This is a genomic window from Lederbergia citri (genome assembly GCF_018343625.1).
Taxonomy (GTDB): Bacteria; Bacillota; Bacilli; order Bacillales; family Bacillaceae_C; genus Lederbergia; species Lederbergia citri.
The window spans coordinates 192,257-206,165 of sequence record NZ_JAGYPG010000003.1; the positions used below are offsets into that span (position 1 = coordinate 192,257).

Annotated in this window: 11 protein-coding genes; 9 read left to right on the forward strand and 2 right to left on the reverse strand. The window is 37.7% G+C overall.

Annotation, left to right across the window (positions count from 1 at the left end):
- The first annotated feature begins 1 nt into the window (after position 1).
- The gene (locus KHA97_RS17095; protein ID WP_213125986.1) at positions 2 to 2,290 is read left to right on the forward strand and encodes a glycoside hydrolase family 65 protein; all 2,289 of its coding nucleotides are present in this window, start codon (positions 2 to 4) and stop codon (positions 2,288 to 2,290) included.
- Positions 2,283 to 2,930, forward strand: coding sequence for a beta-phosphoglucomutase (gene pgmB, locus KHA97_RS17100; RefSeq protein WP_213125987.1), 648 nt, complete (start codon positions 2,283 to 2,285; stop codon positions 2,928 to 2,930). Before KHA97_RS17095 ends, pgmB begins: the two co-directional genes overlap by 8 nt.
- An 87-nt stretch (positions 2,931 to 3,017) precedes the next feature.
- Here pgmB and KHA97_RS17105 read toward each other — a convergent pair whose 3' ends face one another.
- Both KHA97_RS17105 and KHA97_RS17110 read right to left on the reverse strand, forming a co-directional pair.
- A complete protein-coding gene (locus tag KHA97_RS17105; RefSeq protein ID WP_213125988.1) occupies positions 3,018 to 3,755 on the reverse strand; it encodes a CPBP family intramembrane glutamic endopeptidase in 738 nt (245 codons plus the stop codon).
- Positions 3,756 to 3,819: 64 nt separating this feature from the next.
- Complete coding sequence (locus KHA97_RS17110) at positions 3,820 to 4,593, reverse strand: arylamine N-acetyltransferase family protein (RefSeq protein ID WP_213125989.1); 774 nt, start codon at positions 4,591 to 4,593, stop codon at positions 3,820 to 3,822.
- A gap of 344 nt (positions 4,594 to 4,937) precedes the next feature.
- On the opposite strand from KHA97_RS17110, the gene KHA97_RS17115 reads away from it, so the two are divergent.
- From KHA97_RS17115 to KHA97_RS17145, 7 genes are all read left to right on the forward strand, one after another.
- Positions 4,938 to 6,848, forward strand: a complete 1,911-nt coding sequence (locus KHA97_RS17115) for a heavy metal translocating P-type ATPase (protein WP_213125990.1) — start codon at positions 4,938 to 4,940, stop codon at positions 6,846 to 6,848.
- Positions 6,849 to 7,429: 581 nt separating this feature from the next.
- Positions 7,430 to 7,912, forward strand: a complete 483-nt coding sequence (locus KHA97_RS17120; protein WP_213125991.1) for an SRPBCC family protein — start codon at positions 7,430 to 7,432, stop codon at positions 7,910 to 7,912.
- Positions 7,913 to 8,044: 132 nt separating this feature from the next.
- Positions 8,045 to 8,401, forward strand: a complete 357-nt coding sequence (locus KHA97_RS17125) for a PadR family transcriptional regulator (protein WP_213125992.1) — start codon at positions 8,045 to 8,047, stop codon at positions 8,399 to 8,401.
- Positions 8,382 to 8,885, forward strand: coding sequence for a DUF2812 domain-containing protein (locus KHA97_RS17130; RefSeq protein WP_213125993.1), 504 nt, complete (start codon positions 8,382 to 8,384; stop codon positions 8,883 to 8,885). The genes KHA97_RS17125 and KHA97_RS17130 overlap by 20 nt, the downstream gene beginning before the upstream one ends.
- Positions 8,886 to 8,922: 37 nt before the next feature.
- A complete protein-coding gene (locus KHA97_RS17135) occupies positions 8,923 to 9,162 on the forward strand; it encodes a hypothetical protein (protein WP_213125994.1) in 240 nt (79 codons plus the stop codon).
- Between the two features lie 111 nt (positions 9,163 to 9,273).
- Complete coding sequence (locus KHA97_RS17140) at positions 9,274 to 11,556, forward strand: ATP-dependent DNA helicase (protein ID WP_213125995.1); 2,283 nt, start codon at positions 9,274 to 9,276, stop codon at positions 11,554 to 11,556.
- Positions 11,557 to 11,709: 153 nt separating this feature from the next.
- Positions 11,710 to 13,878 (forward strand): YhgE/Pip domain-containing protein, encoded by a 2,169-nt coding sequence (locus KHA97_RS17145; RefSeq protein ID WP_213125996.1) that lies wholly within the window; start codon positions 11,710 to 11,712, stop codon positions 13,876 to 13,878.
- Positions 13,879 to 13,909 lie beyond the last annotated feature (31 nt).

Genomic DNA, 13,909 nt, shown 5'->3' on the forward strand with positions numbered 1-13,909 from the left:
AATGAATAAGTATCTGTTTGAAATTAATGATTTTAGTACCGGCAATGATGATTTAATGCTTCATGAAACATTATTTCATAACGCAAATGGTTACTTAGGTGTACGTTCTAATTATGAAGAAGGGTATCCTGAAGGTTACAATTCGATTCGTGGAACGTATATTAACGGGTTCTACGATTTTGCGGAAATGAAACAGGCTGAAAAGCTTTATGGTTTTGTGGAAGAGAAACAAACGATGGTTAATATCGTTGATACACAAGGGATTAAGCTAATCGTTGATGGTGAAGAATTCAGCATGTTTCAAGGGACTGTCTTAAAAAGTTCAAGAACATTAGATATGAGAAAAGGAATTACGAAAAGAACAATCCTTTGGCGTTCGCCGAATAATCGTGAAATAGAGATTGTCATTACGAGAATGGCTTCTTTTACAATGCTCCCGCTGTTTACGATTGATTACAAAGTTACGGCCAAGAATTTTTCAGGTGAAGTAAAATTCCTATCTACTCATATCGGAAATGTGCAAAATTATTTTAATCCAGACGACCCACGTGTTGCAGCGGAAAGTTTTCAGCACGTTCATGTAGAAAAGACAGGGGCTCAAGATGGTGTATCCTTTATATCATCAAAGACGTCAAAATCGAATCTGTCTGTTTGGTCTGTCGTAAAAAATGAATTGTCAAAAGAAGGAGAAGTACAACAACGTGTTCATTCTCATTCAATAGATTGTGAGATTTCAACGACAATTGCCCAGGACGAAACAGTATCCCTCTATAAATATACAATTGTTTGTGATTCCATTCGCTATGAAGATGGCAGAGAACACGCATTGGAGTTAATGAACGAAGCTACAGCCAAAACATTAGCGGGATTATACGAAGAGCAGGAAGAATTTTTGACTCGCTATTGGGAAAATGCGAGTGTAGATGTAGATGGCGACGACGATTTAAGTATGGCCATTTATTACAATCTGTACCAGTTGCTGCAATCAGTAGGGAAAGATCGATTTAGTAACGTTGCGGCTAAAGGCCTTAGTGGTGAAGGTTATGAAGGCCATTATTTCTGGGATACAGAGATGTATATTCAGCCTTTCTTCTTGTTGACGCAGCCTGATATTGTGAAAAACTTGATTGAATATCGTTACAATATATTGGATTTTGCACGTGAACATGCGAAAATCATGGGTCACACGAAAGGAGCGTTATACCCGTGGAGAACAATCATGGGGAAAGAATGCTCTGGTTATTATCCTTCTGGCTCTGCGCAATATCATATTAATGGCGATATCGCTTATTCTGTTATTAATTATTACCTCGTGATGAAGGATCTGGATTTTATTGCCGATAAGGGTGCGGAAATTATTTTTGAAACGGCAAGACTGTGGCTTGATGCAGGTCATTTCCACGAAGGTAAATTTATGATTCACAATGTCACTGGACCAGATGAATATACATGTGTTGTGAACAATAACTACTACACGAATACGTTAGCACAGCATAATTTGAAGTGGGCTGTGAAGTTTTATGAACTACTAGAATCGAAGAATATGACGTCTGTCGTTGAAAAAATCAAGCTGGATCACGAAGAAATTGAAACGTTTAAACTAGCGGCGGAGCAAATGTACTTGCCTTATAATAAAGAATTGGATATTAATCCTCAGGATGATTCATTCTTAACTAAGAAAGTATGGGATTTTGAAAATACGCCAAAAGATAAATACCCATTGCTTTTACACTATCATCCGCTGCATTTATATCGCCACCAAGTATGTAAGCAGGCAGATACTGTATTGGCGCATTTTATTTTAGAGGATGCCCAAAGTTTAAGTACGATAGAAAATTCCTTTGCGTATTATGAAAAAATAACAACGCACGATTCGTCTTTATCCACTTGTATTTACAGTATTGTTGCGTCGAAGTTGAAGCAATATGACAAAGCGTATGAGTATTTTGGAGAATCTGCTAAACTTGATCTTTTTAATACTCATAAAAATACAAAGGACGGCATCCATACTGCCAATATGGGTGGAAACTATATGGCGATTGTCTATGGGTTCGGAGGCTTGCGTATTAAGGAAGACGGCTTGCATTTTGCTCCAGCTCTTCCTAAAAAATGGACAGGCTACAACTTTAAAGTCCGTTTTGAAGACAGTGTGATTCTTATAAAAGTTGAAGGGGACAATTGCACATTCTCTTTACAAAATGGAAGTGAGAAGTCCATTCATGTTTACGGCAAAACATATGAACTGAAGGATAGCCTCGTTATTCCGTTGGAGGAAAAAAGCCATGCCTAATAAATGTGCGATTTTTGATTTAGACGGTGTGCTTGTCGATACAGCGAAATATCATTATCTTGCTTGGAAAGAACTAGCCGAAAAGCTAGGGTTTGAATTTACCCTTGAGCATAATGAGATGCTTAAAGGGGTTTCGAGGATGACATCTTTGGATATTTTGCTAGACGTAGGCAATATGAAAGATTCCTTTACAGAAGAAGAAAAAGTAAAGATGGCGACGGAGAAAAACAATCGCTATGTCGAATATATATCCAATATCGATGAATCGGAAATTTTGGACGGAGCTCTTTCGTTATTACAAGAGTTAAAGAATAAAGGAATTAAAATTGCGCTCGGCTCAGCAAGTAAAAATGCCCAAATCATTTTAAAAAATGTTGGCATCAAATCGTATTTTGATGTGATTGTGGACGGGAATTCGGTCTCCAAAGCAAAGCCTGACCCTGAAGTGTTTACGCTAGGGGCAGATACACTTGGCGTATCGTATGAAGAGTGTGTGGTCTTCGAGGACTCGCAAGCGGGATTGGAAGCTGCTAAAATTGCTGGGATGCTCGCGATTGGTGTTGGACAAGAAAAGGATTTGACGAAGGCAGATGTCGTATACTCCTCTTTGGAGGATTTTGATATCGAGCGGTATTTTTAAATGAAAAGATCGTAAGGGATACTCCCTTACGATCTTTTTACTTTAAGGCAGAGCGTTATAATGTCTATATTAGGTATGTTCCGCTTATTAATTTGTGATTAGAAAGATTATTGGAACAACCGAAAAAGCAATGTTCACGATGAAATGACAGACAATGAGTGGAAATAATCTTTTCTGTTTGTAATAAATGATGCCACTGCCAATACCCCAAAGGAAAAATGCAACAAAATAGACAACGGTTCCTTGCCAGCTAGGTGCGAGCATGGTGTGTTGCAAGGCAAAACCTAGGGAAGGGATTGCGATTGCAGGTATAACTTTTTGATAGTGTTTGAGAAAAAAAGGTTGTGCATATCCGCGATACATCAACTCTTCAATCGGTGCATTTAAAAAAGGAAAAATAAGAGCCACACAAGCGGACAACCATAATAGCCACTGGGGTCGTGCAAAGATCGTATCGCCAGTGAATACCGTTTGGAAATGCATGTAAAAATTCGGACCAAACATGATAAACATTGTACTGATTACGGCTAGTAGAAACGGGATATATAAAACAAATAGCCATAAGAAACCAAAAAGCATATCCTTCCATAAGCGCTCACGTTGGAATCCCACTAATTCTTTAAGTGGCCGGCCCTCTTTTTTCAATAACTGATGGAGAAGGATAAAACATAAGGCGTTCACAATCGTAAAATAAATTGGTGAAATGTCATTTAAGAAAGGGAATTGAAAGTCTAATCCGGCTACTATAAATAGAACCGAAAAAATAAGTACACCTATAATCAGCATTGGAAAACGGATGAAAGAGATAATCCATGCGCTTTTCATTGGATCCTCCTAAAAAACCTGAAAAGGGATAGCGTCCTTTATCGGGTATTGGCTTTTGTTATATTCAATCTAGTATAATTCCAAAATATGTTTTTAAGGCTTCCTTATATTCTTCTTCTGTCTCAGGTGTAAAAGTTCTTACTGAATCATTCGTAAAAATACGAAACTCTTTTCCTTCCACAGAATTTCGTCCATCGGTCGTACGGACTGCAACCATCGCATCGTTGATGAAAATGGAATCTGGGGCATTTTCACACCAAAATGAAGCCATAATAAAATCTTTAGGAAGTTGTGGTTCCTCTGTAAAGGAATAAAGTTGTCTCCATTCTCCACGCTTTTTCTCCAATAACATCCATCCGAAGTATGGATCGATTTCTAATTTGTAAAATTCATCACCTTGCTCGTGAATAAGACCTTCAACCATTTCGATAGGCTGACGAGGTACGATTCCTCCCACGCCTACATCACACAAGAAAAACCTTCCTTCCGCCTCTACTTTTAAAACGTGATGACGTCTTTTCGGAGGATTATTTGGCTCATCGCGCCAAAAACGTGCGAACAAACTTGTTACTTTATAACCTAATTCCTGTAATAGCCAGCTGAATAGAGCGTTTAACTCAAAACAATATCCACCTCGACGGCGAATGACGATCTTGTCGTATAAATCAGGAATTTCTAAAGACAGCGGGATGCGGTTCAAAATATCGAAATTTTCATATGGAACCGTATGTAGGTGGCATTCTTGTATTTTTGCAAGTGTTTTTGCGCTGCCATCTAGTGGACCGGAGTACCCAATTCTGTTTAAATAAGCGCTTACATCTAATTTTGTTTCTGTCATATCTCTCTTACCCCTTTACTGAATAATTCTCTCTTCCACCACTATACCACTCATTGCCCGATGGATAAATCCTAAATATTGAATGTGTTAGCACTATATTGGTAATAAATCCAATATAATAACGAGTTTAATTTACTTGATAATGATTATCATTAATAATTAGATGAATAGCCCATGTTTATTTGTATTGTCGTTCAAATTAACATTAATAATCATTCTCAATTAGAAATAAAAATTCTCATTTAAATTTGACTTGCTAGTTCCCTTTTATTATAATAGTCATATAATAATTGTTATAAATTAGCTTTCGCTAAATACTGAGCTTAAACGCAGGAGGTGCGGAAATGGATGCTCATGTACATTTTTTAGAGAACAGAAAACCAACGACACAAGGAAGTATTTTGGAAAAAATAAAGGTTAATGGAGAACTAATCGCGGCTATTACGTGCGGAATCCTTATCTTTCTGGGCTGGCTAACGGATAAAAATGGCGCTTTAACTACATCGGTCATTTTATATTTGCTAGCTTTTGTTATTGGAGGATTCGCAAAGGCAAAAGAAGGCATTGAGGATACGATAGAAAATAAAGAATTGAACGTTGAGATGCTGATGATTATGGCTGCCATTGGATCGGCCATTATTGGTTATTGGACGGAAGGCGCGATTTTAATATTTATTTTTGCACTTAGTGGTGCACTTGAAACTTACACGATGAATAAAAGTCATAAAGAAATTTCTTCATTAATGGAATTACAGCCTGAAGAAGCGTTACGTATTATCGGAGATAGTGAAGAACGTGTTCATGTCTCGGAGCTTGTTGTTGGGGATCTTATTTTGATCAAACCTGGGGAAAGAGTTCCTTCAGATGGAGAAATTATAAAAGGAATTTCTACGCTAGATGAAGCAGCGATTACCGGTGAATCTATTCCTGTATCAAAAGGACTGAAGGATGAAGTTTTTGCGGGAACGGTGAACTTAAACGGTTCAATTACTGTTCGAATTACAAAGCCGAGTCATGAAACACTCTTTCAGAAGATTATTGAATTGGTGCAATCAGCACAAAGTGAAAAATCTCCTTCTCAGCTTTTTATTGAAAGATTCGAAGGAAAGTATGTAAAAGTCGTGCTTGCAGTTGTCGCTTTAATGATGTTACTTCCTCATTTTGTACTTGGGTGGAGTTGGAATGAGACTTTTTATAGAGCGATGATTTTATTAGTTGTGGCATCACCATGTGCTCTTGTTGCATCTATTATGCCTGCAACATTGTCCGCCATTTCTAACGGAGCAAGGCATGGCATCCTTTTCAAAGGTGGAGTTCACCTTGAACAATTAAGTGATCTACAAGCAATTGCTTTTGATAAAACAGGGACGTTGACAACTGGAAAACCTGAGGTGACGGATGTCGTCGTTCAAGATGGGCTTTCCACGGATGAGGTTTTACTAGTTGCAGCCTCTATTGAAAGGCATTCAAACCATCCGTTGGCGAACGCTATTGTAAAATATGCCCAGCAGAAGTTAACGGATAAATTCATTGAACCGGACAGCATTGAAGATGTGCCGGGATGGGGAGTAAAAGCAACGATAGATCAAGTCGAATGGAAAATTGGTAAAGGTAGTTTTGTAGGAGAAGAAGCTGTAAAACAATTTAATGCGAAAGAATTGGCTAAAGAAGGGAAAACCGTAGTATTTATTCAAAAAGGGGAAGAGCTTGTCGGCATGATCGCCTTGAAAGATTTGGTACGGTCAGAATCGATGAAAGCCATCGACCGATTGAAAGATCAAGGCTTGTACACGATTATGCTGACCGGGGACAACACCCAAACAGCTCAAGCCATTGCTTCCGAAAGTCACGTTCAAGAGTATATCGCTGAGTGCTTGCCAGAAAACAAAGTTAATCACATTAAGCACCTTAAAGAAAAATACGGAAACGTGGCAATGGTCGGAGATGGAATCAACGATGCTCCTGCACTAGCGACTGCAAATGTTGGGATTTCAGTAGGAGACGGAACAGACGTCGCCCTCGAAACAGCAGACATGATCCTGATGAAAAACGACCTCTCCCGTATATCGGATGCTGTCAATCTATCAAAAAGAATGAACAGAATCATCAAACAAAACATTGTCTTTTCAATCGGAGTCATCATCTTGCTGATTTTATCCAACTTCCTGCAAGTGTTGGATCTGCCTTACGGAGTCATCGGGCATGAGGGAAGTACGATTTTGGTTATTTTGAATAGCTTGAGATTGTTAAAATAATATTTGAACAAAGCGGTGGGGGTAGCCCCACCGTTTTTATTTTTAAAGCTTAATTGAGATTACTTTTTTTACCTTGCAATCACGGCGATTTTAGAAAAGGCTTTCATTTTTTAATGGTAGGTGTAAAATTAAGGAAATAGGAATGCTGGAAAAGGAGTTAATATGGTTTCTGCACTTTTTTTCATAGGAATAATAGTTTTAGTTATTAGTGTTATCACTGGATTTTTAACGGGGACATTTTTCGGATTGATTGTTGCACTATTAAGTGGTATTGTGTCCGGAATGATATTGTTTGCATTGTCCCATATCTTGAATAACCAGGAATCCATATTGTTCAAACTACACCAAATTGAAGAAATGCATAAAAAACAAATGAAACAAGAAAAGAAAACATGTCCCAATTGTAATTATGAATATGAGACTAAACTTAGTTCCTGCCCATATTGTGGTAGAAGAGATTAGGAATCTATTTTCTTGATTTATTATCTAAAAATCTCTGTGCCAACCTCATTGTTTCTTCCTTCCTGTACGTAATTTTTAGTTTGGGTACACTAATAACAAAAAATATTGGAGGCTTTACAATGCTTGCCGAATTTCAAAGAACAGAACAAGGTTATATTGCCAAATTTGACCGTTACTTAAATCACTCAGTCGAAAACGTATGGGAAATGTTAACGGACAACGATAAATTAGCACTTTGGTTTTCAGAACTTCGAGTAAAGGATCTTCGCGAAGGTGGAGCGTATATTTTTAATATGGGAGATGGAAATCTCATCGAAATGCCCATCCTTGAATTAAAGATGCATTCTTTATTAGAATTCACCTGGGCGGACGACGTGGTGCGCTTTGAATTGCTACTGGAGTCAGAAGGGTGTCGATTAATTCTAATAGAAAAAATTAAAGCAATGACCGACCACACCCCGAGGGATCTCGCAGGATGGCATGTTTGTCTTGATGTGATTAGTGCTTTATTAGATGGGAAAATCATAGAGAATCGTAAAGTCGAATGGGAGAAATGGTACCCGAAGTATGTTGCAGCAGTAGAAGAAATTAAGGGAGGCTGAACTTGTTTCAGTCTTTTTTAATGCCCATTTTTAGAAATATATTGCCAAAATATATACAGTTTGCTACTATATCGTTAAGCGATATATCGACATACGATACATCAGCGGTCGATATACAAAAGTAGGTGGTCATTGATGAAGCAAGTTGAAGATTATTTACCGTTATCGCAAGCGACGTATTATATACTATTGTCCCTTAGGGAAGTGCGTCATGGATATGCGATTATGCAGGATGTTGAAGAAATCAGTCATGGCGAAGTTACCATGGGGCCGGGCACGTTATATGGGGCACTAGGAAAACTCGAGAAACAAAACATTATTACGAAAGCAGATGTGGATGAAGAGGATAGACGTAAGTATTATCGCCTTACTCCACTCGGTAAAGAAGTTCTCCAGATGGAATATAAGCGTCTTGAATCTCTTGTGAAAAATGCGAGCGGCATCATAAAGGAATTGGAAGGTGAACATGATGACAGTGAAAAAATTTAAATTCTTTCTCGCGTCAGATCTTGAAAAAGAAGAACAATGGTTAACGGAAATGTCTCGTAATGGACTTCATTTTACAAAATATCGTTTAGGCATGTATTATTTTGAAGAAGATCCTAACCATTCATACGTTTACCAAATTGATTTTCGTGATGCAGATGAAGATTATTTTCAATTATATAAGGATTCAGGATGGGAGAATATTGAATCATTTATTGGAAAGTTTCATTATTTCCGAATGCCTGCTGATCAGGAAAATATTAAAAAAATATATTCTGACCGTGAGTCAGTGAAAGAAGCTTTTCAACGGATGTCTCAATTTTACTTAATAATTTTTATAGCTATGATTGGCTGTCAAGCAGGATTAGTCGCTACGTGGAAAGGTTATGTCTTTCAAATAGTTGCCGCTAGCTTGGTAGGACTAGTTTTTATTCTTTATTTGTATGTATTTTATACTCTTAAACGAAAAATTGATTACTATAAATAAATGTAAAGGTTATCTCTAAAGCAGGGAGGAAGAAAATATGAATTTTACTCCAAAACAGCGAGCTGTGTTACTCGAATTAACTTCAGAATGGCAAACGCCTATCCAGATTGCCGATTGGATTCCGGAGGCAGGCGGAAATCCATCCTACGTAAATGAGACACTTAAAGACTTAATGAGTGAAGGATTGGTGCAAGCTAATCCTACTGTTTTTGGATTATATAGATTAACCAAGGATGGTATGGACATCAAGACGTTAGAATTGGATAAAAATCAATGAAGTGTTGGCAAGTAGTTTCAATTCTAAAGGGAAGTTATGAAATAATTCTCATTGGTCATTGCGAACGCATGTGCTACAATGTTTGTATATCCCATTAAAATAGGTGAGAAGATGGATTATCAAATAAAAATAGCGGTGCGTCCTCTCGTAGAATATGTATATCGAAGTGGAAGCATTGAATCAGGATTTAGAAGCGTGACCACTTTAACTGAAGGAACGAAAGCACATCGGAAGGTTCAAAAAGAATATGGTGAAAACGATAAAAGTGAAGTGCTTCTTCAAACAGAGATGGTTTATGATCATCTCCTTTTTGTTATAGAAGGAAGATGTGATGGGCTGCTCCGTGCAGAAGAAGGGTTCACGATTGATGAAATCAAGTCGACTTCCGGAAGTCTCGACGATATATCTGAAGAAACATATCCGGTTCACTGGGCTCAGGCAAAATGTTATGCCTATATGTACGCTAAACTGAATAATCTTAGTGAAATGAACGTTCAGCTTACCTATTTTCAAAAAGAAACGGAAGAAACGAAGAAATTTAAGAATCAATTCAGTTTTCAAGAGCTAGAAGACTTTATGTTTATGCTTCTGAAAAGCTATGCCGCTTATGGAAAATGGCTTAAGAATCATGAACTGGAGTTGAAAAATAGTGCTAGTAATCTCCAATTCCCATATGAATCATATCGAAAAGGTCAGCGGGAGTTAGCCGCATCAGTCTATAAAACAATTGTGGATGATAAAACATTATTTGCAACGGCGCCAACAGGCATCGGAAAAACAATTTCCACCTTATTTCCTGCGGTGAAAGCAATCGGGGAAGGTAACCTCAAGAAAATTTTCTATTTAACAGCTCGAACGACAACCCGCCAAACAGCCGAAGAAGCTTTTCGTCTAATGAGAAATAAAGGATTGAATGCGAAGTCGATTACCATTACAGCGAAAGATAAAATCTGTTTTACCGAAGAAAAAATATGTTCAAAAGAACATTGTCCATTTGCAGATGGCTTTTACGACCGAATAAACGATGCTGTCCTTGATATTCTTTCAAATGAAACTGAAATAACGAGAGAAATTATAGAGAAATATGCAAGAAAGCATATGGTGTGCCCGTTTGAATATTCCTTAGAGCTTGCATACGCGGCCGACGCCATCATTTGCGATTATAATTATATATTTGATCCTAGGGTTTCATTGAAGCGAATGTTTGATGAGACGAAAAAGCAGACCGTTCTTCTTGTCGATGAAGCCCATAACCTAGTTGATCGAGCACGTGATATGTACTCAGCGAGCTTGGAAAAAAGGATGTTTTTAGAATTAAAGCGTTTTTTTAAAAATAGTAAGGTGTTTGAATCTGCCAAATTATTAAATGACTTTTTTATCCATCTAAGGAAGCAGGCGAATGGGGAGCAATATCAAGTTTTACAAGAAGTGGATGAAGAGTTCAACGAGCTGGTTGAAAAATTCATTGGAAATGCGGAGCAAGAATTATTCACTGGTTTAGAAGGTGAGAGTGGCCAAGCTTTGCTCGATGCATATTTTGCTGCTTTAAGCTGGTCGCGTATCGCTAAGTTATATGATGAACAATATGTTACCTATGTTGAAGTAAATCGCAACGAAGTCACGATAAAAATGTTTTGCTTAGATCCTTCTACTGTAGTTGACCGAGCAGGGAAGTCATTCAAATCAAGAGTTTATTTTTCTGCTACATTATCTCCGTTACATTATTTCATGCTGATGCTCGGCGGCAAAGAAGAAGATTACACTGTCTCCATTCCATCGCCTTTCTCCAAAGACCAAACCGATGTAAGGGTGCAGCCATTATCAACAAGATACCGTGATAGGGAAAGATCGGTTTTGCCGATTATTAATTCACTTGAATCAGCCATTACAGAAAGACCCGGGAATTACATCATTTTCTTTCCTTCGTATCAATATATGAATCGTGTTTTTGAGGAATGGACTGCTCGTGACACTGGGATTCCGACAATCATTCAAGGACCCGGGATGACGGAATCGGAACGGGAAGATTTTTTATTAAAATTCCAACCGGAACGAAAGGAATCTCTTTTAGCTTTTGCTGTATTAGGAGGCATTTTTTCAGAAGGGGTCGATTTAAAAGGTGATCGATTGAATGGTGTTTTTTTAGTGGGAGTCGGTCTCCCGCAAATTGGTTTTGAACGAGAATTGATTAAGGATTACTTTTCCAAGAATGGGCAAAATGGCTATGATATTGCGTATGTGTTCCCTGGGATGAATAAAATCCTTCAAGCTGGTGGGAGGCTTATCAGGACTGAAACAGACTCAGGTATTATTGTGCTTTTTGATGACCGTTACCTTCAACCAAAGTACAAAAAAATGATGCCAGAAGAGTGGAGAGATTTTCGGGTTTTCTAATGGTTATATAACCTTTTAATGGGTAAATTATAGAAAAGCGGAAGCGCCGGATTTAAACAAGGCGAATTTTGCCTCCTTAGGTAAAAGAAGGACAAGAATTCAAAGGCGTTTTAGCTAGACAAAAAACTACACTCCATAAAAGGTCTCTTAACTATGAACAACATAAAACAGATATACACTACAGATTTAAAAAATATCATAACAAACTGGGCTGCCGCTATCCTTATCGGCGGCCTTATTGTGCTTCCTTCGTTGTACGCTTGGTTTAATATTGCAGCGATGTGGGATCCGTATTCAGAAACAGGAAATCTCCCTGTTGCGATAGTCAATGAAGATGCAGGTGCTAAAATTCGCGATCAAAAGATCAATGTTGGAAAAGAGTTAGTTAATACGTTAAAAACAAATAAAAGCATGGATTGGCATTTTACAAATAGAGAGAAGGCCATGGACGAGGTCAATTATGGAAATTATTTTGCTGTGATTATCATACCTAAAGATTTTTCGGCAAAATTGGCTTCCGTCATTTCGGTTAAACCGGAAAAAGCGCAAATGGAATATTATGTGAATGAAAAAATCAATTCCGTTTCCCCAAAGATTACGCAAAAAGGTGCTTCCCTTATTGTTGAGCAAGTGAGCAGTAAGTTCATCTCAACTGTAAATGGAGTAATTTTTGATTTGTTCAACAAGCTTGGCATTGAATTGTCTCGTGATCTTCCCGATATTGAAAGATTTGAACATTATATATTTATTCTTGAAGAAAACTTACCGGAAATTAACCGCATATTAAATGAATCATTAGCAGATGCAACTTCTGCAGAGAATATTTTAAATAAAGCAGAAGGGAAAATTCCAGAGATAAGAGAGCTTACAAGCAAAGGACTAGATACAATTAATAAAACAAATGATCTTATAACGGCAGCAGAAAACCGTCTTAATGCAATCGCCCCAAAAATCAAGGAAGATGTGGAAAAAATACAGAAAATCTCTAACGATATTAACAGCTTTTTAAACAAAGCTCAAAACGCAAATATTGATTTAAGCAAAGGAGATCAATTACAAAAAAACGTGCAAAATCAATTTAGCAATGCATTGCAGACGGTTGATACAATTGAATCTTCTTTAAATCAACTTAAAAAGATAAATTCTGAACAAGGAGAGAATGCGAGCAGTGAGCAGCTGGATCAGGCCATTGCCAAAACAGGTGAGTTAAAATCAGCTCTACAAACCGCACAAAGCAATATTGCGGGTATCGATCAATTTTTGAGTCAAAAAAAGCAAGAATTCAAAAACACGGTTGAAACCATTCAAAGCATGGCATCTGAAGCTCCAGAAAAACTAGATGTATTTGTTACAGAGTATAATAATGCGATTGAACCGACGATTTTAAATGAAGTAGGTAAGGCGAAAAGAACATTAACCAATGCAAAAACGATGTTGACGGAAGTTCAGTCAACATTGCCCGAAGTTGAAAGGATTTTAAAAAATACGCAAGGGAACTTAAAAGAAGGCAAAAAAGCATTAGATTATGCACATGGTCAGTTTCCGTACGTAAACGCAAAAGTGAGAGAACTTGCGGATAAAATTCGAAAATTAAAAAACGAAGCCGATATAAATGAAATCATCAATCTACTTCGTCATGACCCGAATGCAGAACGTAATTTTTTCGAAGAGCCAGTAAAGCTTAATGAACATAAACTGTTCCCAATTGAAAATTACGGAACGGGTATGACTCCTTTTTATACAGTGCTTTCGATTTGGGTTGGTGCATTATTACTAATTTCGTTACTGGCTGTGGACGTCCATCAGCATGATCTCTATACAGGAAAACAAATTTATTTCGGCAGATTTCTCACATTCGTTACGATTGGATTTTTACAAACTCTCATCGTCACCTTAGGAGATTTATTTATACTTCATGTATCAGTCAGTGCTCCAGTATGGTTTGTTGTGTTTGGGCTTTTCATTGGTCTTGTATTCATGCTGATAGTGTATTCGCTTGTTTCCGTCTTTGGAAATGTCGGGAAAGCACTGGCAATCATCATGCTTGTCTTACAAATTGCGGGTTCAGGAGGGACGTATCCAGTCGTACTTCTGCCAAAATTCTTTCAGATCATCAGTCCATTTCTCCCTTTTACCTATGCTGTCGATTTAATGAGGGAAGCTGTGGGCGGAATCGTCTGGGAAAGGGTGCTGCACGATATTCTCTTCCTATCTATATTTGGCTTGATCGCTTTGTTGTTCGGTACTTTTCTAAAAGAGCCTCTAAGTCAAAAGACAGAAGCACTGTTAAAAAAATCAAAGGAATCTGGTCTTTTTCATTGAAAGTGTTGTAATCCTTCTCGATTCTCTATAT